This is a genomic window from Candidatus Clostridium helianthi (genome assembly GCF_045310795.1).
GTDB lineage: Bacteria > Bacillota > Clostridia > Clostridiales > Clostridiaceae > Clostridium > Clostridium helianthi.
Map to the genome: position 1 here is coordinate 57,094 of NZ_JBJIAB010000021.1, position 26,054 is coordinate 83,147.

The window sequence follows — 26,054 nt, forward strand, 5'->3', positions numbered from 1 at the left end:
AAAATAGACTGATTTTAGGACAACCTATGTTATATGTTAATAATATTTATTTGTCAAATGAAAAAATAATAGGGGGCTGAAGGTTTTGAAGAAGAAAAAAGCTTTTTATATTATGACTATACCAGCAGTTTTGTTATTCTTTATATTTCATACATTATCTCTTTTAGAAGGTGTATTTTATAGTTTTACCAATTCAAAAGGATATGGTGATTGGAGTTTTGTTGGATTAAAAAACTATATTGCAGTATTTCAAGATAGTAATGTTATGCATGCGTACATTTTTACTTTCAAATTTGCAATTATAACTACAATTATAGTAAACATATTAAGTCTTTTAATTGCTGTAGGTTTAAACTCAAAAATCAAATTTCAAAATACTTTAAAGTCAATATATTTTATTCCTAATATATTAGGAACTTTAATAGTGGCATTTATATTCAATTTTGTATTTGCTCATGTTATACCAAACATTGGAGAGACTATGAACATTTCTGTGCTTAGTAAAAACATCTTAGGTGATGAAAAGCTTGCATGGCTTGGAATAGTGTTCGTAGCAGCATGGCAATCCATAGCCTTTAATACAATCATATATTTATCTGGACTTCAGACAATTGATACTGATGTTTACGAAGCCTGTGATATTGATGGTGCTGGTTCATGGCAAAGATTTAAAAGCATAACATTTCCATTAATAGCACCATTTTTTACAATTAACATGGTTTTATGTATGAAAGGATTTTTAATGGTATTTGATCAGGTTGTAGCTATGACAGGAGGAGGACCTGGAACTGTTACTCAGTCAATATCTTATGTAATTTATAACGGAGGATTTAACCAAGGAAGTTTTGCATATCAATCTGCAAATGCTGTTATTTACTTCATCGTAATTGTAGCAATATCATTATTTCAGCTTAGAGTCCTTGAAAAGAGGGAGGAAAAAGTACTATGAGGAGAAACAAAACCAATTGGATAGTAACTACGCTTATGATAGCAGGAGCTTTGGTGGCTATAATATTTCCATTGTATCTAACAATATTAATAGCTGTAAAATCCCCACAAGATATGGTACCAAGTGCTTTATCGTTTCCAAAGTCATTACGTTTTGAAAATTTTACTGAAGCCATTGAAATGACAAATTTCTTTGATGCTCTAAAAAACAGTTTAACAATAACAATTTCGGTATTAATTCTTACAATACTCTCAAATTCTTTGGTTTCATATGCTATAGCTAGAAATAGAAAGAAAAAGTTTTTTAATGCATTATACTATTACTTTTTAAGTGCTATGTTTGTACCATTTCCAATAATTATGCTGCCTCTTGTAAAACAAGTAAACATGCTAAACATGGATAATATAATTGGAATAATATGCTTATATGTTGTATTTGGATTACCTTTTAATATATTTTTATATTCAGGTTATATTAAATCAATTCCAGTTTCACTTGAAGAAGCAGCAACAATAGATGGTGCTTCTACATTTCAAGTATTTTGGAGAATAATTTTCCCGTTATTAAAACCTATTAATGCTACGGTTGCAATTACTACTTGTCTGTGGACATGGAATGATTTCATGTTGCCACTTATCATCTTAGGTAAGCCAGAGATGGCTACATTGCCTTTAGTTCAATACGTATTCCAGTCTCAATTTACTACAAATTATAATCTGGCTTTTGCGTCATACTTGCTAGCATTATTACCAATGTTTATAGTATACATCTTTGCGCAAAAGTGGATAAGAAATGGTATTGTTACTGGAGCTGTTAAATAATAAAAATGCATTTAAACGAAATAAAATAAGTAATATTAAAAGGAGAATAAGTTATGGATAAAAAATGGTGGAAAGAAAGTGTAGTTTATCAGGTATATCCTAGGAGTTTTAATGATTCTAATGGAGATGGAATTGGAGATTTAAGAGGAATAATAGAAAAGTTAGATTACTTGAAAGAATTGGGGATAGATGTAATATGGTTATCTCCAGTATATAAATCACCAAACGATGATAATGGATATGATATAAGCAATTATGAAGATATAATGGATGAATTTGGAACAATGGAAGATATGGATGATCTTATTAAGGAAGGAAATAAAAGAGGAATAAAAATTCTTATGGATTTAGTTGTAAACCATACTTCAGACGAACATAAATGGTTCATCGAGGCTAAGAAATCAAAAGATAATCCTTATAGAGATTATTATATATGGAGAGATCCAGTAAATGGGGAAGAACCAAATGATTTAAGATCAACATTTAGCGGTAGTGCATGGCAATATGATGAAACTACAGGGCAGTATTACTTACATTTATTTAGTAAAAAACAGCCAGATTTGAACTGGGAAAATGAAGAGGTACGTAATAGAATTTATGAAATGATGAACTTCTGGATTGATAAAGGTATTGGCGGATTTAGAATGGATGTAATTGAACTTATAGGAAAGATTCCTGATAAAAAAATTACGGATAATGGTCCAAAACTACATGAATATATTAGAGAAATGAATAAGAAAACATTTGGAGGAAAAGATCTATTAACAGTTGGTGAGACTTGGGGATGCACTACAGAAATAGCCAAGAAATATTCAAATCCAGATGATAGTGAACTTAGCATGATATTTCAATTTGAACATATTTTATTAGATCAACAGCCAGGTAAAGAAAAATGGGACTTGAAGCCGTTAGAATTATTAGATTTAAAGAAGGCACTATCTAGATGGCAAGTAGAGCTAGAAGGCACAGGCTGGAATAGTTTATTCTGGAATAATCATGACGTACCAAGAATAGTTTCAAGGTGGGGGAATGATAAAGAATATAGGGTAGAAAGTGCGAAAATGCTTGCTACATTATTACATGGAATGAAGGGGACTCCATATATATATCAAGGTGAAGAGCTTGGTATGACAAATGTAAGATTTGAATCATTAGAGGATTATAAGGACATAGAAACTCTGAACATGTATAATGAAAGAAAAAAACAAGGTTATGCTCATGAGGATATAATGCTATCTATATATACAAAAGGAAGAGATAATGCCCGTACTCCAATGCAATGGGATGATAGTCAAAATGCAGGTTTTACAAGTGGACAGCCTTGGCTAAAAGTAAATCCTAATTACAAAGAAATAAATGCTGAGTCTCAATTAAAAGATGAAAATTCTATATTCAATTATTATAAAAAACTAATAAAAATAAGAAAATCCAATCCAGTAGTTGTATACGGAAAATATGAATTGATGTTAGAAGAAAACAAAGAAATATTTGCATATACAAGAACCTTAGAAAATGAATTGTTACTAGTTATATGTAACTTTACAGGAAATGAGACAGAGTTTGCACTTGAAAGAAAATTTGAATTTAAATCTAAAGAACTTTTAATTTCAAATTATAATGTTAATGAAAATGATTCGATTGATAGTATAGAACTTAAGCCATATGAATCTAGAATTTATAAGTTTGTATTATAGATGAACAACATTAAATTTAGAGCTATGGGATAATCAATCGAAAGTAGAAATATTGTTGTTCCGCAAGAATATGAAAATTTCGCTGAAAGTACTAAATTTTAGTTTTTAGATCTATAGAGCGTATAGCTATGAAATTTTGAAAGTTAATTTAAATTAAATAGGAATTTACCCCTCGGTTAATTAAATAGTCGAGGGGTTATTGTTTGTGTTGAAATAATTACAATTATGATAACATTAAAGATATAATGTTAAGAATCTATATTCCAGTAATAAATCTAAATCTAGAACTCTAGAAAGCTAATGTCCAATTAAGATTAGAATCTAGAAACTCAATTGAAATACATATAGTTAAATTGATGAATTAAGTGGGATCAGATAAAATAAGGTATATGAAGTGTTTTTAAAGATGTATATGAAAAAGTTTAGGAGGTATCATTTTGGAAAAAGAAGAAGTTGAATTATTGCCAGCAGGACTCGTAACATGTTTATTAGATGACAGAGAAGTACGTATAATAAAAATATCTCCTAAAAAATTGACAGTGCGTGTGGCTGACGAAATAGGAAAGATAAGCAGTATAAAAGTTGCATTTCATAAGTTTGATGAAAACAGATATGAAGAAGTTATAATACAAGATTATAATATAGTGGAAAAAAGAAAAGAAGATTTTAGTTTAATATATATTTTCAGCATTGAAACACAAAAATACTCACATAATGTAAGAAGTGCTTTTAAAAAGTATTCAAATTATATTATGTTAAAAGCTTTTGGTGATGGCAATGAATTTTCAAAGGAAATGGTTAATTATCCGGCAAAGCTAGATGAGGAGTTTTATAAGGACTATTTAGAACAGAAAGAAGAGTGGCTGTTAAACGTAAATTATGGGGATTGGGATGAAGATATTATTGATTCAGTGGAGATAGCTGTTTCTTTAGATAACGATATATTATATAAAAAGTTTATGGATAATGATATCCAAACATTTAAGATGGATTACTTAAATGAAAATTTTATGGGGAGTCATGAGCTATTTAAGAAAGATATTAACAGGATTTATATTGGAAATGAATTTTGTCATAACTTATTTCCAGAAATGAAATTGTTAAAAGGTATGATGCAGAAAGCAAAAGAAGAGAGCCTCGAGATAACATTATGTTTTACATATATGAGAGAGTGTTATATAGAAAAAACAAAAGATATAATAGAGGCAGTATATAATTGGTGTAATGAAAATAATACTAAGATAGAAATTGTTGTAAATGATTTTGGAATGCTAAAATTACTTAAAGATAAGATAGATATTTTCAAGCTGTCACTAGGCGTTTTATTAAATAAGAGAAAAAAAGATCCAAGATATATTTACAAGAAAGGATACTTAGAAAATAAAGATCTTATAGCAACAAACAGTCTTAATAGTTCAATTTTTACGAAGTTTTTGAAAGAATGTAAAATAGAACGATATGAATATGAAAATTGTGGTTATAAAATTTCTGTTGCAGATGGGCACCATAGTATGCATATTCCTTTCTATCAAACAAATACATCTCAATATTGTCCACTACATGCAATGTGTACAACTATGGATAGAGGAAATCAGAAACTTGTTACTGACTGCCCAAAGTATTGTAGCGATTATGTATTTTCTTATCCAAAGCATTTAAAAATGGTTGGAAGATATAATTCGCTATTCACATTTGATGATACTTTGCTTAAAAATCCAAAAGAATTAGAGTATTACATAAATAGCGGAATCGATAGAATTGTTTTAAATTTTCTATAGATATCGAAATATGAGCTTATACTTATGTAGAGTTTAACGGTGATAGGTAACTATTTCACATACGTATATAAGGTCTATCTATGAAAGGAGGAAAACATAATGAAGATAGTAGCAGGAATGGGATGTATTGATGATTATATAAAATTAGCAAAGGCCGGAGCAGATGAAGTGTTTTGTGGATATGTTCCTTATGAATGGAATAAAAAATATGGTAGTTTATTTCCTTTAAATAGGAGAGAAGTACTTTATTATAACATTCAAATAAGTTCACTTGAGGACATGAAAATACTAAAGAAAATGGTTGATTTTTATAAAGTACCAGTAAATATAACTTTTAATTATTTATACTATCTTGAAGAACAATATGAAATGATAGCTAACATAATAAAAGATTTGATAAATATTGGCTTTAATGATTTTATTGTAGCAGATATTGCGCTTATATTATATTTAAAGGAAAGGAATCTAAAGTGCTCAATACATTTAAGTGGAGAATGCGCTGAGCTAAACCGGCTTTCTATGGAATTTTTCAATAAACTAAATATATCACGATACATATTTCATAGGAAAAATACAATCGAAGATATGAAATCATGTATAAGAAGCAACGAAGTAGAAAATCTTGAATATGAAGCATTTATTTTAAATGAAAGATGCCATTATACTGGTGCTTTTTGCAGCTCCCTACATTGTGATGAAATGATACATTTGTGTAAAGTTCCATATGAACTATTAAGAATAGATAAAAATGAGAGTAGTTTTTGCGAAGTTGATAAGAGAGTTGAGTCTTATTACAAAGAGATAGATGACAAGGATAAGGAAGAATTCTGTATAGAAAATCAATTCGATTCAGAAAATGAATATGGAAGTGAAAGTGAAGACGGAATGGAAGTTTCATATTTTATTGGAGAAACTGGATGTGGATTATGTTCGTTAAAAAAGTTAAAGAAAGCTGGCATTACTCATTTAAAGGTAGTTGGAAGAGGAAATTCTATTGAGAATATGGAAAAAGATATAAAAAGCCTAAAAAAGGCCATAGCTATATTAGATAATACTGAAATAAGTGAAACTTATGAAGAATATATAAAAAATAAGTTACTTGATGGCAAATGCAGCGGACAATGTTATTATTAAAAAGTAGGACTCACCATATAAAGGTAAGTCCTTTTATAAGTTATCACATAGTATTAATATATATATTTGATAAATAATTCTTCATCATAATTCTAAAAGTATTGCAAGAATTTTATCTGTAATTGTGAATTGGGAAATATGCATTGTGAATTGCAACATATATATTAATGCAGGATTATTTCTCAGGTGAATAAAAGGGAAATCCTAATAAATAAAATTTAAATATGCAAAATAGAACTTTATGCTTTTTTGCTAATCTTGTGTATAATAAGCGCAAGTATTTGAGTTATTATACCAAAAGTACATACCCCATACCATCCAAAGTGAGAATAGCTATAGGAACCTAAAAACGATCCAAACGCCCCGCCAAGAAAAAAGCTAACCATATAAATAGTATTAAGTCTATTACGTGTTTCTTCATTTAAAGAATGTACTCTTGCCTGATTAGATACATTACAAGATTGTACTCCTAAATCTAGAAGAATTACTCCTAAAACTAATCCCCAAATTTTGAATCCGAATAGGAAAAATAATAAATAGGAAACTATAACCACGACTATACATATGCCTATAGCAAATCTTGAACCTCTTTTATCAGCTACTTTTCCAACCAGTGGAGCAGCAAGAGCACCGCTAACACCTACTAATCCAAGTAAACCAGCTGCTTCAGCGCCCATGCTGTAATGAGAACTTTCAAGTAAAAATATAAGGGAAGTCCAAAAGGCACTGAAAGCTGAAAACATTAATGCACCATTAAGAGAGGATTCTCTTAAGATTGGTTCTGTTTTTATTAAGTGTATCATCGATTTTAATAACTCAGAATATTTAATGTCGGAAATAGGGTCGCATAATGGTATCAATTTTCTAAGAATAAGCATGAGAGCAAACATCATAATTGCTGCGATAAGATAAACTATTCTCCAGCCAAGGTAGCTTCCTAAGATGCCACTAACTGTACGAGAAAGTAATATTCCAATTAATAAACCGCTCATTATTGCGCCAATAGTTTGTCCTCTTTGTTGAGGATTTGAGAGCTGTGCTGCCAAAGGAATAATAAGTTGAGGGATTATAGAAGTAAACCCAACGGCAAAAGAAGAGATTGTAAGAATATATATATTTGAAGAGAAAAACATGTTCATAAGTGAAATTACTGAGAATAAAAGCATTATTACTATTAGGTTTCTCTTCTCTTTTATATCTCCTAAAGGCAATATAAATATCATTCCGATTGCATAACCTATTTGTGTGAGCATAGCTGCAAAACCTATACTTAATTGGTCAACATGAAAAGTTTTTGCTATATCTCCTAAAAGAGGTTGAATGTAATATAGATTTGCGACTGTAAGTCCACAAGCTATTGACATAACTAAGATTAGTAATTTAGTTAATATAGGTCTAGTATTGGCATTATCTATTGATGAATTTGTTTTTAATACAGCATTAGTTGATTGATACATTTATAAATCACTTCCTTAAAATTATATAATGCATATAATTGAGCAAAGGTCTAATTCACAAGTAATAAAAATTTCTTATAAATATAAATGCTACAATTATATGGGGGTTAGATTCGATAAAAGTTTATCGAATAAAATTAGTAAAAATCTTTTCTTCTCTTTCAGGAGTTTTTATAATTCCTTGACCATTTTCCATAAGCTTCATAAGCCAGGCCATGTTCTTGCCTAGGATTCTCATAATTTGTTGTCCTTCTTCATCTTGCATTACTTCACCTGGGGCTTTTCCGTTAATTACATTCCAATAGTTTGAAGTAGGAATAATCATTTCAGAATGATTAATATAATTGTTCAATTGATCGAAGGTTGGAATTCCACCTGCACGTCTTACTGCGACTACTGCAATGCCTACTTTAAGTCTTAACATACTATCAGTAGCTTCGGCTACACGAAAAGCCCTATCTAAAAATGATTTCATTGTTCCGGCAATTGCTGAATAGTGTACTGGTGACCCTAAGATTATGCCATCAGCATTTTTCATTTTTTCAATCCACTCGTTAACTGGATCGGTAGCAATGGCACATTTACCATTTTTATTTTTTGTGCAATATCCGCAAGCAATGCAACCTCTTATAGACTTGTTCCCCACATGAATTATTTCTGTTTCTATTCCTTCCTTTTCTAGTTCGTCAGTAACCAATTTTATTCCATGATAAGTATTACCTTCTTTATTTGGACTTCCGTTAAATGCTACAACTTTCATTTATTTTTCCTCCTCATAATACATATAATTTGATGAAATTTATAAGATCTATTACTTATTTGTTTTTAATTGAATATTAATAAATATTATTCCCGCCATATATCTTAAAAATTCTTAATAAAATAATAAGGTGTTTCGTGAAACTGAACGTTTAGTTTATAAATATATATTATACTAAACGTTCAGTATTGTAAATAGTTTTTTGAAAAAATAAAAATTTTATTTTTAAGTCTATTGAAAGTGCATAGGAGGTATAATATCACTAACAATTAAGTCAAATGTTTAAAAGAGATAAATTAGAATTGATAAGTATAATATATATAGTATAATAGACGTATAGTTTACTAAGTATAGGCTATAAGTTAATTACAATGGAGGTAACTACATATGGAGAAAAAGTTAGGACGTCCTCGTAGCGAGAAAACTAAAAATGCAATTCTTTCCGCTGCCTATGATTTATTGCTTGAAAGTGGTTTTGGATCTGTTACAATTGAAAAGATTGCTGAGAAAGCTGGAGTTAGTAAAGCTACTATTTATAAATGGTGGTCCAATAAGGCAGCTGTTGTTATGGATGCTTTTTTTGACGCAGCTGTTGTGAGACTCCCAGTTCCGGACACAGGATCAACTATGGATGATATAATAATTCAAGTAAATAACTTAGCAAATTTTCTAACTAGTCGTGAGGGGAAGGTAATTAATGAGATAATAGCAGAAGGACAATCTGATCAAAAATTAGCTGAAACATACCGAACAGTATATTTTAAGCCTCGTAGACTTGATTCAAGATATATTCTAGAACGTGGTATTTCAAGGGGAGAACTAAAAGAGGATTTAGATATAGAATTAGTTATGGATTTAGTTTTCGGTCCATTATTTTATAGATTATTAATAACAGGTGATATAGTAGATGAGAATTTTATAAGGAATATGGTCACTTGCGCTTTTAATGGCATAACTAAAAGTTGATATTGACGGTAATTCGATTAAGAAAATTTTAATAATACAGAAATTATTGATACTTTAGTCGGAGATGTTATGTTTCTTATTAAAATCATAGAAATATAAAATATAGATTTTATTGAGAGTTCATTTCAATTTATTTAGAATAAATCTAATAAATTAATATAGAATATATAGTGTAAAGCTAATGCATAGCTTGTGGTGAGTTCATCTATTTGATATAATCATAAGAGTAAAAAATAACACATAGTCAGTTCGAAAGCCTCCTGACTTAAAATAAAACTACGGTTAAATAATTGATGATAATAAAGATTAAATTAATTTGTGTTAATGGAATCTTTTATTTTTGTTGAGTATATTTATCGTAGGATTTTTCCTGCGATTTTTTTATTTTCTAGGAATATATATTGAAGCAAAATTTGTGGAGATTTTGTTCTTTGGGGGTACGGAAATTATGGGAAATGTTGATTAAGCAGGTTATCTTTAAAAATATTATTAGTAAAATGGAGGAGTTTATATGAATAATAATAATACAGTGAAAAGGCTAGTTAAAACAGCTATCATAGCCGCACTTTACGCAGTTATAACGCTTGTTCTGGCACCAATAAGCTATGGTCCTATACAATTTAGAGTCTCAGAGATAATGGTATTACTGGCATTTTTTGATCCGTTTTATATTGTAGGTCTTACTCTTGGATGTTTTATAGCAAATATTCTTGGACCTAATGGTTTAGCAGATATAATATTTGGTACTTTAGCAACATTTATTAGTGTTTATGCTGTTTCAATTACAGAAAAGTTTGTAAAGAATAAGAAAACATCATTAATAATAGCATCGCTTTGGCCTACCATTTTTAATGGAGTAGTAATTGGATGGATGCTTAACTATATTTATCAATTTCCACTTGTATTATCAATTGGAGAAGTTGCAGTTGGCGAGTTTGTTGTAGTTACAATAGTTGGTGTACCAATTGTTAGGCTTTTACAAAATAAATATAGCAGTTTTCCTTTATTTTGTAAGAGTTAAGAATGAATATTTTTTACAAAATAGTATATATCAAAAGATATTGCAGTAGAGTTTTTATTGCAATATCTTTTTTTACAAACAGTAATTTTGAAAACGGACTACTAAAACAAATAGCATAGATATTAGAGAAGATAAATAAATATTTAGGATAAATAGATCCAGTAATATGATGTGTTTTCATAATAGTAAGCAGTTAAAATAAAAGAACTGTATCTATAAATGGAGCAGCTCATATTATTGGACTTTTAATTATTATATTAGAAAAAAGTGCATTACAATTGTTAAAATAGATCTATTATTGAAAGTAAAAGCACTTTATTAATAACAAAGAGTCAATAATAAACATAAATATAGCATATGTAGAATATTTATGAATAGTAATTTAAATGGATTTATAGATTAATCTTTACTGCTATATATGAATTATTGGAGAAATTATAATTAATTTTCAAGTTTGACATGAATATCCCCCTACTCTATAATTTAATTACACAATTTTTAAAAAACAAGGAAGCGAAAATTACTATGATAAGTGTTATCGAAACTGCAATTATAACTATAATAATATCATTTATATCTGGATTACTGTTAGAGTATTATAAAAATCTGGCTCCTAAAATATTATGCAATATAGGAGAGGGTGTACCACTAGAATTAAACAACAAAAAATTATGTGCATATGTTCTTACTGTGAGAAACATATCAAATAAAACAATTCATAAGTTAACCTTAAATATACAAGGGTTACAAAATGATTTGAAAATTGGGGACGCTCAAATAACGAAAGGTTTGAAATTTGATTCTTCAATAGAAGATAATATTTTAGATGTATATATACCTTTCTTAAGTAAAGATGATGAATTTTCAGCTACATTATATGTGGAAAGTAAATATGGAGAATATAAAAAGCCTGTGGTTACAATTAGATCACCTGAAAATTTTAAAGAGATACAATCAATTGAGCAAGGAGGAATAATATCCTCGTTACTTAATATGCCTAAAAATATAAAAAATTTACTTTGTAATATAACGAAGGATGATGCTTTAACTTCTAATAGAGGGCGCAGATCTACAGTAAATAAGGGACAAACTGCTAAGAAAATATCTGGTAAAGAAAATAGTAAGAGATTTGGTAGAGATAAAAACTCATATAACAATAGAAAAGCCCTAATAGCTATTATATCAATCATTTTAATTATAAGCATTGGAGCATTAGGAGCATTATATTTTCAAGATATGTCTACTAATGCAAAAACTTCAGATGAAAAAACTGAAGTTCAGAAGGAATCAACGAGTGAATCGCAGTCAGAAGGTGAACAGACTAAAAATGCAAATGAAAAAACGCCGACAAGTGGAAAAAATAAAAATTCTCCAGTAAAAGTTTCAGGTAATGAAGCAAATAAAGATTCAGGCGCAAAGACACCACAAAATGGAGATACTGGAACTCCAGATACAAAGACACAAGCAGGTGGAGCATCGGGAAATTCAGATATAAAAACATCAACAGATGCAAATAGTCAAAGTAATACAGATACAAAAGTATCAACAAGTGGTGGAACAAATGGAAGCACAAACTTAAAGCCTCCATCAGGCACATCAAGTGAAAATACAGATACAAAAGTATCAACAAGTGGAGCAAATGGTAATACAGATCAGAAAACATCTACAGATGGAACTACTAAAAATGTGGATACAAAGTCATCGGCAGGTGGGACAACTGCAAATTCAGGAAATTAGTGTGAAATGTACTTTGTCAGAAGTAATATAACAGCAATCATTAAAAAATTAACCTCTTCACTATTATACATGAGGATATAATAGTGAAGGGGATTTTTTATATTTTTAGAGTTTTATCTCATGGTAAAGTAAGATCATCTTATTTATAAAAGCGTTATATTTAAGGGAAATAGTTTAAAGTAAGAAATAAATGTGAATATTTTATATAAACAGTATACTAAGGATAAGTAATTAAACTATAATGGTTAATGTTAAGTTAATATTATAAAAAATTGGAGATATATATGAATAAAATAGATACCTTAAAAATTTCAAACTATGATAAGTTTAAGTGCACAGCTGATAAGTGTAAATTCACATGTTGTGAAGGATGGGATATTAGTGTAGATGACAATACATATAATAATTGGAAAAATGACAAATCTAATAACATCTTAAATAATGTAAAAATAAAAAGGTATGAAGGTAAAGATGAGTATTTTATAAATAAGAAAACAAATGAAGCATGTCCGCTTTTAGACAGCCATGGATTATGCAATATAGTAAAAGATCATGGGGAAAATTATTTATCTTTAACATGCCAAATGTTTCCTAGAATAGAGAATATTTTTGAGGATAGAAGAGAGCTTTCATTATCATGTTCCTGTCCAGAAGTATTAGAGCTTATAGGTAGTGAGACTGGCAAAATAAATATGACTTTAGAAAGTCATAATAATTTAGAAAGTAATGCGTTAGAAATTAAAGTTAGAGAAACCATCATAAGCATAATGCAGCAAGAAAATTTCTTGCTAGAAAATAAGCTTATTATTAGCTTTCAAATGCTATCTACTATTTTAGAAAATGAGAATCTTGGAGAACATGCCTTATTAAAAGAATTAGAAAAGTATGAGAATAGTAATTATGTAAAAGAGCTTATTGACATGTATAAGGGAATAAAGATAAACATAAATGACTCAGTTGAGGAAGTCAATAATCTATTTTTAGATATAATAGAGAATTATAAGGAAGTTTCTATTTTTAATATTCTTTTAAAAGATATTGCTAATTTCGCGGAAAATGCTAAAATTAAAAAACTTTCATCTAAATGGAATGATTATAAAAGTTTGTTCGAGCAATATAGCGGCTTTGTTGAAAATTGCATTATATCTAAAATTTTTAGCAATTGTATCAGTGATGATATAGAAGAGATGATTATTTCATTCCAAATGATTATATTAGAGTATTTATTGTTAAGGTATTCCTTATTCTTAAAATATTGCATGGAAAATAAAATAGATGAGGAAGACATAAAGAATTACACTGTAGCTTTTTCAAGAATAATAGGTAATAATACTGATGCTATGATAGAATTCATTAGGGATGGTTTTGGAGATGATATTTTAGAGATTGGATATTTGTGTTTTATAACTTTAGTTTAATATTACAAGAAATATAAAGATAAGTATTTCTTATACTAATATCATTCTTATTTATATACCACATTAGATTTATATTTAATGTGTTTTATAATTAAACTTATAAGCACAAAAGTCTAAATTAGTATAAGATTCAAAGTCGTTACTGAATTTATGAAATTCTGAGAATGGATTATTTTAGGAGACATAATAATCCAGTGTCAATTTGGTAACACGTTTATAATGACATATATGCCATAATTTTAGAATTAGGTGGCATTATGTTTTATTTTAAATATAAAATTGTAGAATATTACAAGATATATTTAGTATAATGGAGTATATGAGGTGATGTTTTTGAAGCTAAACATTTTTTTTTGCTTGATACTATTATTATCTGCGCTAACATTAATTTATATAGGATATTCTTCATGGAAAAGAGATAAATCATATGTTTCAATGTCTTTGATTCCTATATCAATTTATGCATTAGGATATGGATTTGAAATATTATGTACAAGCATCGAAGGAGTAGAATTCTGGATAAAAATAGAATACTTAGGTATTCCATTTATAGCTGTATTTTGGTTAATGCTTGCACTTAACTTTACAGGATATAAAGATAAATTTAAAAAGAATACTCTATCATTACTATATATAATACCTTCAATTACATTTATTCTGAATTGTACGAATGATTTTCATCATCTATTCTATAAAGAACTATATATGAATGATACTGGAGTTTTTCCAATAGCAAAGATAATAGAAGGGCCTTGGTATTGGATACATATTGCTTATACATACATTCTAATGATTGCAGGGTTAGTGTTTTTGGTAGCAACATATTTAAAATCAGCTGCAATTATTAGAAAACAAATTTTACTTATAATAGTTGCATGGATAATTCCATTGGGGGCGAATATCATTTATATATTGAAGCTGTTACCATTTACTCTTGATTTATCTCCATTTACGCTTTCTTTTTCGGGAATAATTTATAGTTTTGCTATATTAAAATTCAAATTTTTGGAGCTTACCCCAATAGCGTTGAACAAGGTATTTTCCAGTATGCTAGAAGGTGTTATAATATTGGATTCTGAAAATAATATAGTGAATTTTAATGATTCAGCAAAAAATATTATTTTAGAGTTAAGAGACATAGGTAAAGGAGAGCATAAGATTGATGAAGTATGTAGGAAATATAAAACATTATTAAATGTTATAAAGAATGGTTCCAGTAATGAAAGCTTGATGAGTATAAGTTATGAAGAAAAGCTAAAATATTATAAGATAAATATTAATAATATATCTGAAAATAATGGTAAGATAATTGGTAAAATACTAATTTTAACTGATATTACTGAGATTGAAGTGCAAAGAAAAAAAGTATATGATAATGCAAAATTTCTTCAAACACTTATTGATGCTATTCCTAATCCCATATATTCTAAGGATGAATTTGGAGTATATAATCATTGTAATGTAGCATTTACAGAATTTTTGGGAATGAGTAAAGAAGAATTCTTGGGAAGTACCGTTTATAATATTTTCGAAAAGGAACTAGCTGAAGTTTATAGTAATTCAGATAAGAATATAATGAGTGAAAAGCAATCTCAAGCTTATGAAGAACGACTTACACATAAAGATGGCACATATCATGATGTAATTTTTAATAAATCAGTTGTTGTAAATGAAGATGATAAAGTTAAAGGATTAGTTGGTGTTATAATAGACACTACTGAACAAAAAAAGAGCAAGGAAAAGATAAGTAAATTATTAAAATTAAAAGAGTCTATGCTGAAAATAGGGTACTCAATTAACGAGATATCAAATATTAATAATTTACTACAATTAATATTGAATGAAGTTATTAATTGCATAGACAGCAGAAGTTGTGGGTCAGTATTGCTTCTAGATAAAGATAAAAGTTTAAAAATAGCTGTGGCTAAAGGCTATAGCTTGGAGGATATTAAAGCATTCGAATTAAAGTATGAAGAGCACTTTGCATGGGCTAATGAGAGAAATAATATAGATAAAACAACTATTTTCAATGATATTCATAAAATAGAAAATATAAAAATGCTAGATACGGCAGAGGGAATAAAAATAAAATCTATTATCAGTTCACCTATTATTATAGATGGTGAATTATATGGATTTTTGAATATTGATAGTATTTACAATAATTGTTTTAATGAAGGAGATTTGGAATTAATGGAATACATGAGAAATCAAGTTTCTGTTGCAATTACTAATCATAAACTTCATGAGAGAACTTTATATTTATCTAGATATGATAAATTAACTAATGTATGTAACAGAACGTGGTTTGAACAATTAATTCACAGTGAAATTTATAATGAAGATAAGAATATAGAAGAATTTTTCCTTGTAGTTTTTGACTTAAATGATTTAAAGCTTGTTAATGATAACTATGGCCACTTGGCTGGGGACGAATTAATTAAGGAATTTTCAAAAGGCTTAAATGCTTTGGCTTGAGAGGGAGATATTATAGGAAGATTTGGTGGAGATGAATTTGTAGGAATCTTTTTGAATTCAGATTTAGTAAGTTTAACTAATAAGCTGGAAGAACTGATTAGAAAGTTTAGAGACTGTCCACTAGTATTTGAAGGAAACAAAATTGTTTGTAGTTATAGCTATGGTATTGCTAACTTCCCAAGAGAAGGAATGGAATTTAATGAATTAATAAAGAGCGCTGATAGACGTATGTATGAGTATAAGCGCAAACTAAAAAGTAAAAGAGCATTATTAATAGGTGTATAATAAAAATGATCAATGATTTTTAAATGTGAATCATTGGTCATTTTTAATTTTTTATATTTTGATTAATATGGGAATGAGTGATAGCGCTCATAAAAATCTAAATAATAATTAGATTTTATATTGATCATTTAAGTTGTAAATTAGATATAAAAAGTAGAACAATACAAATAATTGGGAATTTGCTGTATAATTTATATATACTAATAAAAAAGCAAGGAGGTTAAAATGAAAAAATACAGGCAGATTATAAGAAGAAGAATATTTTTATCAATGATATCTAACCCAATATTTGTATTTATATATTGTGTTTCGCTTTATGAGTTATATACGATTTCTAGGTTTGGAAGATTTCATAATAACACTATTATATTTCTTGGATGTATAACATTACTTTTAGCGTGGCTTATATATGTAATAATAAGAAGTATAAGAAACCCTATAAGTGTGCCACAACAGATTATAGAAAAATATAAATTTAATGAAAGTAATATAAAAGTTTTACAAGAAGACGAACTAGAGGTGGATTTTCAAGATATAAAGTCATTCAGAATAAATAGAAAATATGCTGTTATAACACTTAGAAACAGAGACATATTAGTTTTAAGTATGATAGATAGAACGGATGAAGAAATAGGCATAATAAAGAAGAGCTTGAATGAGGGAAAGATTTTTAAGTCAAATTATAAAGCTATATGGATCTATATAGCTATGATAGTTATAGCTGCTGCAACATTATTTTACGGAGCAAAAATATATAATGATACAATAAGCTATAATGGAAAACTTTCATGGTTTTTAAGTGATTTGAAAAACAAAAAGAAAGTGAAGTTTGAACATAACAATATATATGAAAATGGAATAGAAGGTATTTTCACAGACATTAATAAAGAAATTCATATGCCAGATAAATTGTATGTTTCAAGTAACTTTAATCTCAATTTTAATTCGGATGGAACAATTACGTTGTTTGATACATATCTTTATGGAAAAGATAATAAGGGTAAGTTAGAAAGTTATTTAATAAGTTATAATAGCGACAAATCAGATAAAATAACAATATATTTAAATGGGCATGTAAATGCTGATTATAATGAAGATAAATTGTTAGAGCCATTGCTAAGTACAATGAAAGCTATCCCACTTAAGGATACAGTGAGCAAATGGAATGAAAATAAATATGGGATTCTTTATTACGGTAATCGAAGTTTTGGATATAATACTGATGGAATTACTTATATTAATTCAGAAGGGGGCACAAAAGCAGCTTCAAATACCTCTTCAGAGATAATAGGCTATGCTGTTTCAGTATTCGTACCTGGTAAAGAAAAAATATATACTCCAGCTAGATATATTCTAACAGAAGATTTAAATAACATTAAGGCGCATACGCCTTTAAAAGAAGACAAAGATAAAAGTAGTTCTCAAAAATCAAATAATCAGGATGAATTTTATATGTCTGATCAAGTTGGTTATAGGTTAGAAGTGACTGGAGCTGCAGCTGGAAGCAGATCGTACTCTTTGAAGAGCACAATTAATGGCGGAAATACATGGAAAATTGTAAATGAAGATCCTTTTGCAGGGAAAACAGGAGTGGCAGCTGGAATAAGTTTTTTGAATGATAAACTTGGTTTTTTATGTTTGTCTCATAGTGGTGGCAGTAATGGAGAATTGTATCGTACCGAGGATGGCGGTGTATCTTATAAAAAAGTAAGTTTTCCAGAGAGAAAAGTAACACTAGATAATGGGGAAAAATATAATCCTTTTGATTTGCCAGATATGCCTTATGAGCAAGATGGAATCCTTAATGTTTTAATAGGTCAAGGATCTGATGGAGATTATAATGGAGGATGCAAGGCTTTGTATGAATCAAAAGATGAAGGGTTAACATGGGAATATGTAAAAGAAGTTGATAGTAAATGATTTTTAGTTTTTATTTCCCATATAGTAATCCAAATTTCAGCATAGTGAGTTTGGTAAAAATAAATGTAAAAATCCCTATAATTAATGACAACTAGAAATCTAGATAATTTGGTTTTGAAATATAAAATAGGAATGTGATGGATTAATATGTATATAAATTATTCATTACATTCCCATTTTATATATATTTCTATCATGAGTTATGGCTTTAGTTTCAGTAATAACCGAGCTATTTATTATTTTCATTATGAAAGACCTAAGACAACAGGAGTAGATTTATATCCTATCCCAATTCTATCAATTCCCATATCAATCAATTTTAGAAAGTGCTCTCTTGTTTTTATGGCACCTGAGGCCTTGATTTTACAGCGATCCTTCGCAGTATCCATTATTATTTTTATGGTTTCAGGGGTAGCACCTTTGCTAGCAAATCCTGTTAGGAAATTAGTTGATGTCTTAATAAAATCAACACCAGCTGAAATAGCGACTTCTGTAGATTTTTTTATTTGATCTAATGTTAGAGCATCAGTTTCAAAAATTGCATTTACAAGAATATCATAATCATGACACACATCAACGACAGCTTTTATATCAGCCTCAACTGAGTGCCACAAATTACTTCGTGTCCAGCCACAATTTGCAACTATATCAAGCTCATCAATTCCTTGCTTGCAGCATTCTTCTGCTTGTAAAATTTTTGAGGATGTTGCTGATGTACCAAAAGGAAAATCACATACAACACATATCCCAGTTTGAGTTTCAGCTGTTAACTCTTTAGCAATATTTATTGAGGATGGATAGACACAAACTGTTTTGCATTTATAATCTACACCTTTTTGAATATACTTTCTAATTTGATCTAAAGTAAATTCTGGCTTTAGCACTGATTGATCAATGTAAGATCCTAATTCCTCTATAGTCATTTCGGCAGCTTTTTTTGTTGGTATCATAATTTTCGATAACACCTATTTAGTATTTAATATTCTAATGTAGTAATTATGCAGTATTGAATATTATTTAGGTATTCCTCCTTTTGAATATATTATAATGTAGTTTTACTACAATGTCAATTGATATAATGTAGTAAAACTATTTACAATATAAAAGAATTATCTTAGAATAGTATTAAAGAAATATTGAATTTGTAGTTTTACTACATTAGTGTAATATATATTTAAGGAAAACTGCAAAACAAAGGATGTGGATGAATTGAACCATACTGAGTCTTACGAATATAAAATAAAAAATATGTATAATCTACTGAGATCGTCTGAAAAAAAAGTAGCCGATTATGTATTATTAAACGGGCATTCTGTTTCTACAATGACTTTAGCTGAGCTTTCTCGTCAAGTAGGGGTTAGTGAACCAACAATTATACGTTTTGTGAAAAGTATAGGTTGTAGTGGATATAGTGAATTTAAGATGGCATTAATGAAAGAGTGGGGAAGGGAATCTGTAGATAAGCAGTATGATTCCAAATTACTAGTAGAACTTCACATTGATAGAGATGAAAAAATAGAGGATGTGCCAGTAAAAATGATTGGACTTACTATAAAGGCTTTGGAAGATACTTTAAAAATAATTGATATTGATAAATATAAAAAGGCAATAGAAATGATTAGAAGCTCAAATATCATTGATGTTTACGGTGTGGGTAATTCAGGAAGTGTTGCTAGTGATATTAGAAATAAATTTTTACGTATAGGATTAGAGTGCAGAGCATACTCTGATAGCAATATACAGCAAATCTGTGCAAGTCATCTAACAAGTAATGATCTTGCCATTGGTGTATCCCATTCAGGAAGCACAATAGATACTGTAAATGCTTTAAAAATAGCAAAAGAATCTGGGGCAAGAACTATTGCATTAACAAATTTTAAAGCACCAGCTATTTCTGAATATGCAGACATAACATTTTTTACTGGTGGTGAAGAAACTACATTTTATAGTGAGACAATGGTTTCTCGCATATCGCAGTTAGCTATTGTGGATATGCTTTATATGGGAATTTTGCTAGATGATTATGATTTATATACTAAACGCCTTGAAAAAATTAATCTTTTACTTAAAGAAAAGAATTATTCAAAGAAATAGAAAACATAAATTTGCATAACTAGATCAGTAAAAATAGTGCATATAACAAAGAAAAAGCTTCTTTGTTATATGCACTATTTTCTATTATATGATTATATTTTAGCAAAGATTTTGATTAATCACCAATTTAGCTAGGGGATTCAAAATATGGCATCATTTGAATATTTAAAACTAATCTCTAATAGGTATTATAGTACTTCGAGTATTTCAACTGAATATTTTTCACCTGGAGCATTGACTTCAACAATATCACCAGCTTTATTCCCAGATAATGCTTTACCTAAGTCTGATTCAATACTTATAATCATATTTTCTGGATCGAGATCCATAGTTGTTACTAGAGTTACAACAACTTCATCATCATCTTCGACAAACCTAATTCTAGCTTTGCTATTAATTCCTAGTACTGATTTATCTATACTATCATCATCTATTACCGTTGCAGTTGAAATCATAGTTAATAGATACTGGATTCTATTATCATTTTCTCTATAGTTTCTGCAAGCCTCTTTATATTCAGCATTTTCTGATCTATCTCCGTGAGCAGCAGCTACTAATTTCTCTTTTGCTATTTCAGCTCTTTTAACTGTCATCCTATAATCTAATTCTTCTCTTAACTTTTTAATATTTTCTTCAGTTAGAATATTATTCATAAGAAAGCTGACCTCCTAAAATATATTATGAGAATATTATATAATATATAGGAAGAAAAGTTAAACAACTAATACCTTTTATTTTTTATAAAAATGACCGCGATAATATTTTATGAAAACATTGACATGCAGTTATAGATATGCTAGAGTGAAAAATGTGATATAGTATGTGACTTGTAGGTAGGCATTAACTATACATAAATATTTATTAAAGATGTTTATGTTGGTTAATGTTTTTTTGCACACAAAAGGCATGATAAGGCATTCATAATGTGCAAAAATAATCCTATGAAGGAGAAGAATTATGAAAGACAAAGTTTTTGGCGTTTTGCAACGTGTAGGAAGATCTTTTATGCTTCCAATTGCTATTTTACCAGTAGCAGGTTTATTTTTAGGTATAGGTGAGTCATTCACCAATAAAACAATGCTTGATACGTATGGACTTACAGGCTTAATTGGACCTGGCACATTTGCTAATTCACTTTTTTCAGTAATGAATGATGCAGGAAACATTGTGTTTGAAAATTTGCCTTTAATATTTGCAATAGGGGTTGCAATAGGCATGTCTAAGAAAGAAAGAGAAGTTGCAGCGTTAGCAGCAGGAATTGCATTTCTTATAATGCACGCATCAATTGGTGCAATGATTAAAATTCATGGTGGAACAGATGCTCTTTTAAGTGGTGCATCAACTGAAGTACTTGGTATAACTTCATTACAAATGGGTGTTTTCGGTGGTATTATCGTAGGACTTGGTACAGCAGCATTACATAATAAGTATTATAAAATTGAATTACCACAAGTATTATCGTTTTTTGGTGGAACTAGATTTGTTCCTATTATAAGTTCAATTGTATATTTAATAGTTGGAATCTTAATGTTTTATATTTGGCCTCCAGTTCAAGGTGCTATTTACAAAGTTGGAGATATAGTGCTTGCATCAAGTTATGCAGGAACATGGGTTTATGGTTTAATGGAACGGCTACTAATACCTTTTGGACTTCATCACGTATTTTATTTACCATTTTGGCAAACAGCTGTTGGAGGCACGGCAGAAGTAGGTGACAAAGTTATTGAAGGTGCCCAAAATATTTTTTTTGCAGAACTAGGAACTCCAGGAATAGCGCACTTCAGTGTTTCTGCAACAAGGTTCATGTCAGGTAAATTTCCGCTCATGATATTTGGTTTGCCAGGAGCAGCACTAGCTATGTATAAATGTGCTAAACCAGAAAAGAGAAAAGCGGTAGGTGGATTATTATTATCAGCAGCACTAACTTCAATGCTTACTGGTATAACAGAACCAATTGAATTTACATTCTTATTTGTAGCACCAGTACTGTATGGAATTCATTGTGTGTTTGCGGGACTTGCTTATATGTTAATGCACATGTTAGGTGTTGGAGTTGGTATGACTTTCTCAGGTGGATTTATTGATTTATTCTTATTTGGTATTTTACAAGGAAATGCTAAAACGAGCTGGATGTGGATTGTTATTGTAGGAATTGTATATTTTGTAGTATACTATTTATTATTCACTTTCTTAATTAAAAAACTTGATTTAAAGACTCCAGGTCGTGAAGATTCTGGTGAGGTTAAGCTTTATACTAGAAGTGATGTAGAAGCAAAGAAGAATGATCAAAATGAAGATGCAGACGAACTTTCTGCTATGATATGCAGAGGTCTTGGAGGAAAGAACAATATTTCTGATGTTGACTGCTGTGTAACTAGATTGCGTTGTACAGTACATAACTCCGAATTGGTGAATGAGGATTTGTTAAAGCAAACTGGAGCATCAGGAGTATTTCACAAAGGTGTAGGTGTTCAGATAATGTATGGTCCAAAAGTAACTGTTATAAAATCAAATTTAGAAGATTACTTAGTTACAGCACCAGATAAGGAAAATGCTAGTTATACAATAATAAAAAAAGAACCAGAAAAAGATACTAAAAAAGGTATTGAAAAAGAAGTTCAAGGAAAAGTTATAAGTACAATAATTTTAAATAGTCCATTAACAGGCGAAGCAAAAGATTTATCCGAAGTACCAGATGAAGTATTTGCGAGCAAGATAATGGGAGATGGAGCTGTGGTTATTCCAAGTGATGGAAATGTTATAGCTCCAGCAGATGGAGTAATAAGTTTTGTATTCCCATCAAAACATGCATTGGGGTTAACAACAACTGATGGACTTGAATTACTTATTCATATAGGAATAGATACAGTAAAGCTTGATAGAAAAGCCTTTGAAACTTATGTGGAAGAGGGAGATAAAGTACAAGCTGGAGATAAAATATTAAGCTTTGACTTAGAATTTATAAAAAATAATGCACCATCTATTGCATCACCATGCATATGCACTGCATTGAATAGCAATCAAAAGGTGCGTTTGTTAAAAATTGGAGATATAAAAGCTGGAGAAGCTTTAATTGCAGTTGATGTATTTGAATAATATATAAGGATGAGGAGGCATAAAATGTTTAGAGTGATAAAAGCACTAAATCATAATGGTGTACTCGCTATAAATATGGATAACTATAAAGAGTATATATTACTCGGAAAAGGTATAGGTTTTGGTAAAAAAGTTAATGAACGTATTGAAGCTCCAGAAAATGCACATATATATCTTTTGCAACAAGAAACTGAAAGAGGATTGACCAAGGAGATAATAAACAATATAGAGCCTCAGATCTTAGAAATTGCGAATAATATTATTGTAGAAGCAGAAAAGAAATTTCATGAAGTAGACGAGAACATTTTATGCCCACTTGCAGATCATATTGCATTTGCAGTAAAAAGAATAAAAGATAATGAACAAATTAGTAATCCGTTAACACAAGACATCAAAGCTTTATTTCCAGAAGAATATGAGGTAGCCTGCAAAGGAAAAGATATTATTAAAGAAATAGAAGGAATTGAAATAAATGAAGATGAGATTGGCTATATAGCGCTTCATATTCATTCAAGCCTGGGAAATGAAAAAGTATCACAAGCAATGCAAGTAGCAATGTTAGTTAGGTCATGCATTACGTCAATTGAAGAGAGTACAGGAAAGACAATAGATATAGAATCATTATCCTATAATCGTCTTATGAACCATATCAAGTATATGGCGGCAAGAATGTTAAAAGGGGAAACAATAAAACTTGATATGAATGATTACATTAGTGAAAGATTTCCAAAGTCATTCGAAATTGCTGAAGATATATGTGTGAAATTGGGTAAGGAGTTAAGAAAAGAGATTAAGGCTGTAGAAATAGGATACCTTGCAATGCACATTGAAAGGGTATTCTCAGATGAATTAGAGGATTAGAATATATATAATATAATTTTAATGGAATTATAAAAATTTAAGGTTGCGTTTTATTGAAACTAGAGCTCCACGATAATTTATCGCGGGGCTTATTTTTTTGGGGGAATTATAATAAAGTCAAATCTGTGAATAATTTTTGAAGATATTAGAAATATACAGCCTGTGAAGTAGATTTTGTATTTCTATAAAAAACAAAACAAAAAATTATGGATATTTATGTCTTAGAATGAGAATTTTAAAGGGAGATAGAGATGTTACAAATTGTAATAGATACAAGAATAAGATATAATAAAGCCAATATATCGTTGCAAATAAATTAATTTTAAGTTAAGTTTTAATAAAATAATTTGGAGGCAGGGGAATGGATAAAAAAGATTTTTCTAATTTAGAAAATCAAATTAGAGATACAATAAAAAATGCATTCGATGTCATAGATTTTGCTAAGATAAAAAAAGATATTGATGATAAAGCTCAAGAAACTGTGAGAGAGACAAGAAATAAATTTGTAAATAAATCACAGTATTTTGATAAAAAGATAAAAGATGAATTAAAAAATAGATCTAAAAATATTGCGAATGTTGTTCCAAAATCTGAAAATAAAATACAGAGATATATTGCTAAGAGACCAGTTGGAAGCATATCAGGAATATTGTATACAATATTTGGATCTATATTAAGCGGAATATTAGGAATATTAATAATTTCATACTCAATACTTATTTCTTTTAAGAATGAATTTTTAATGAGTAATTTGATTAGCTTAGGAATATTATTTTCTTTTCTTGCGGCGAGTCTAGCTTTTACTTTAAGAGGTATAAATTTAAGAAAGAGAGTGAAGCGTTTCAAAGAATATGTGAAATTGCTACGAGGTAATAGCTATTGTTCTATTAGTGAATTAGCTGAAGCTGTCAGGAAGAAAAATAAATTTGTAGTTAAAGATTTAAGAAAAATGATTGAATTAAATATGTTTCCACAAGGACATATTGATGATAAGCAGACTTATTTCATGTTAAATAATGAAGTTTATGAGAATTATTTGACTTCACAGGAATCTTTGAAGAAAAGGAATGAAGATGAATTAAAAAAACAAGAGGAACTAAAAAAAGACTTCAATGATCCAGTGAAGATGGAACTAAGGAATACAATTGAAATGGGAAGGGATTATATTAAGCAAATAGGATATATAATTAATTCTATAGATAAAGAAGAAATTTCCAAAAAATTAAATAGGCTCCAGAATATCATAAATCAAATACTTAAGTATGTTGAGCAGAATCCTAAAAAGCTTCAAGAAGTTGATAGATTTGCAAAGCACTATCTGCCTATGACTTTAAAACTTCTTAATGCATATAAGGAATTGAATGATCAGCCAGTTCATGGTGAAAATATAAGAAATGCAAAAAATGAAATTGAGAAAACTTTGGATACTATAAATAATGCATTTGAAAATTTATTAGATGACTTATTTGAAGAAATAGCATTAGATATTTCTACAGATATTTCTGTTCTTGAAACACTATTTACTCAAGAAGGACTTAAAAAAGATGATTTTAAAAAATAGTATTTAATCAAGAAGGAGGAATTA

18 protein-coding genes and 1 pseudogene are annotated in these 26,054 nt (G+C 29.1%); 15 read left to right on the plus strand and 4 right to left on the minus strand.

What is annotated here, in order from left to right:
• The first annotated feature begins 85 nt into the window (after positions 1-85).
• The 5 genes from ACJDTP_RS16170 to ACJDTP_RS16190 all read left to right on the plus strand — a co-directional run bounded on the left by ACJDTP_RS16170 (position 86) and on the right by ACJDTP_RS16190 (position 6,376).
• Positions 86-949 carry a carbohydrate ABC transporter permease gene (locus tag ACJDTP_RS16170; protein ID WP_406761816.1) on the plus strand — a complete coding sequence of 288 codons (864 nt, stop codon included), beginning with the start codon at positions 86-88 and terminating at the stop codon, positions 947-949.
• Positions 946-1,770, plus strand: coding sequence for a carbohydrate ABC transporter permease (locus ACJDTP_RS16175; protein ID WP_023976566.1), 825 nt, complete (start codon positions 946-948; stop codon positions 1,768-1,770). Before ACJDTP_RS16170 ends, ACJDTP_RS16175 begins: the two co-directional genes overlap by 4 nt.
• A 53-nt stretch (positions 1,771-1,823) precedes the next feature.
• Positions 1,824-3,464, plus strand: coding sequence for a glycoside hydrolase family 13 protein (locus ACJDTP_RS16180; RefSeq protein WP_406761817.1), 1,641 nt, complete (start codon positions 1,824-1,826; stop codon positions 3,462-3,464).
• A 437-nt stretch (positions 3,465-3,901) separates the two neighbouring features.
• Positions 3,902-5,242: a hypothetical protein gene (locus ACJDTP_RS16185; RefSeq protein WP_406761818.1), complete on the plus strand. Its 1,341-nt coding sequence runs from the start codon at positions 3,902-3,904 to the stop codon at positions 5,240-5,242.
• A gap of 99 nt (positions 5,243-5,341) precedes the next feature.
• Complete coding sequence (locus ACJDTP_RS16190; RefSeq protein WP_406761819.1) at positions 5,342-6,376, plus strand: U32 family peptidase; 1,035 nt, start codon at positions 5,342-5,344, stop codon at positions 6,374-6,376.
• 239 nt (positions 6,377-6,615) lie between these two features.
• On the opposite strand, the gene ACJDTP_RS16195 is transcribed toward ACJDTP_RS16190, so the two are convergent.
• On the minus strand, positions 6,616-7,833 hold the full coding sequence (locus ACJDTP_RS16195; protein ID WP_406761820.1) for an MFS transporter: 1,218 nt from the start codon (positions 7,831-7,833) through the stop codon (positions 6,616-6,618).
• Between the two features lie 124 nt (positions 7,834-7,957).
• The gene (locus ACJDTP_RS16200) at positions 7,958-8,593 is read right to left on the minus strand and encodes a flavodoxin family protein (protein WP_406761821.1); all 636 of its coding nucleotides are present in this window, start codon (positions 8,591-8,593) and stop codon (positions 7,958-7,960) included.
• Positions 8,594-8,980: 387 nt separating this feature from the next.
• Between ACJDTP_RS16200 and ACJDTP_RS16205 the strand changes: the two genes are divergently transcribed.
• The 6 genes and pseudogenes from ACJDTP_RS16205 (at position 8,981) to ACJDTP_RS16230 (ending at position 18,418) form a co-directional block, all read left to right on the plus strand.
• Positions 8,981-9,559 carry a TetR/AcrR family transcriptional regulator gene (locus ACJDTP_RS16205; RefSeq protein WP_011968085.1) on the plus strand — a complete coding sequence of 193 codons (579 nt, stop codon included), beginning with the start codon at positions 8,981-8,983 and terminating at the stop codon, positions 9,557-9,559.
• A 511-nt stretch (positions 9,560-10,070) separates the two neighbouring features.
• Positions 10,071-10,580 (plus strand): QueT transporter family protein, encoded by a 510-nt coding sequence (locus tag ACJDTP_RS16210; protein ID WP_406761822.1) that lies wholly within the window; start codon positions 10,071-10,073, stop codon positions 10,578-10,580.
• Between the two features lie 525 nt (positions 10,581-11,105).
• Positions 11,106-12,317 carry a hypothetical protein gene (locus ACJDTP_RS16215; RefSeq protein WP_406761823.1) on the plus strand — a complete coding sequence of 404 codons (1,212 nt, stop codon included), beginning with the start codon at positions 11,106-11,108 and terminating at the stop codon, positions 12,315-12,317.
• A 284-nt stretch (positions 12,318-12,601) separates the two neighbouring features.
• Positions 12,602-13,735, plus strand: coding sequence for a flagellin lysine-N-methylase (fliB, locus tag ACJDTP_RS16220; RefSeq protein ID WP_406761824.1), 1,134 nt, complete (start codon positions 12,602-12,604; stop codon positions 13,733-13,735).
• A 357-nt stretch (positions 13,736-14,092) separates the two neighbouring features.
• A pseudogene (locus ACJDTP_RS16225) lies at positions 14,093-16,498 on the plus strand (histidine kinase N-terminal 7TM domain-containing diguanylate cyclase).
• Between the two features lie 225 nt (positions 16,499-16,723).
• On the plus strand, positions 16,724-18,418 hold the full coding sequence (locus tag ACJDTP_RS16230) for a WD40/YVTN/BNR-like repeat-containing protein (RefSeq protein ID WP_406761825.1): 1,695 nt from the start codon (positions 16,724-16,726) through the stop codon (positions 18,416-18,418).
• 245 nt (positions 18,419-18,663) lie between these two features.
• On the opposite strand, the gene deoC is transcribed toward ACJDTP_RS16230, so the two are convergent.
• Positions 18,664-19,368, minus strand: coding sequence for a deoxyribose-phosphate aldolase (gene deoC, locus ACJDTP_RS16235; RefSeq protein ID WP_011968092.1), 705 nt, complete (start codon positions 19,366-19,368; stop codon positions 18,664-18,666).
• Between the two features lie 250 nt (positions 19,369-19,618).
• Between deoC and ACJDTP_RS16240 the strand changes: the two genes are divergently transcribed.
• Entirely contained in the window at positions 19,619-20,512 is an 894-nt protein-coding gene (locus tag ACJDTP_RS16240) for a MurR/RpiR family transcriptional regulator (RefSeq protein WP_406761826.1), read from the plus strand.
• Between the two features lie 188 nt (positions 20,513-20,700).
• On the opposite strand, the gene ACJDTP_RS16245 is transcribed toward ACJDTP_RS16240, so the two are convergent.
• Complete coding sequence (locus ACJDTP_RS16245) at positions 20,701-21,165, minus strand: GreA/GreB family elongation factor (RefSeq protein ID WP_017209479.1); 465 nt, start codon at positions 21,163-21,165, stop codon at positions 20,701-20,703.
• A gap of 304 nt (positions 21,166-21,469) precedes the next feature.
• Here ACJDTP_RS16245 and ACJDTP_RS16250 point away from each other — a divergent pair, with 304 nt between their 5' ends.
• The 3 genes from ACJDTP_RS16250 to ACJDTP_RS16260 all read left to right on the plus strand — a co-directional run bounded on the left by ACJDTP_RS16250 (position 21,470) and on the right by ACJDTP_RS16260 (position 26,030).
• Positions 21,470-23,608, plus strand: a complete 2,139-nt coding sequence (locus tag ACJDTP_RS16250) for a PTS sugar transporter subunit IIABC (RefSeq protein ID WP_078116062.1) — start codon at positions 21,470-21,472, stop codon at positions 23,606-23,608.
• Positions 23,609-23,632: 24 nt separating this feature from the next.
• Positions 23,633-24,469 (plus strand): PRD domain-containing protein, encoded by an 837-nt coding sequence (locus ACJDTP_RS16255; protein ID WP_406761827.1) that lies wholly within the window; start codon positions 23,633-23,635, stop codon positions 24,467-24,469.
• Positions 24,470-24,830: 361 nt separating this feature from the next.
• Positions 24,831-26,030, plus strand: coding sequence for a 5-bromo-4-chloroindolyl phosphate hydrolysis family protein (locus ACJDTP_RS16260; protein WP_078116064.1), 1,200 nt, complete (start codon positions 24,831-24,833; stop codon positions 26,028-26,030).
• Positions 26,031-26,054 lie beyond the last annotated feature (24 nt).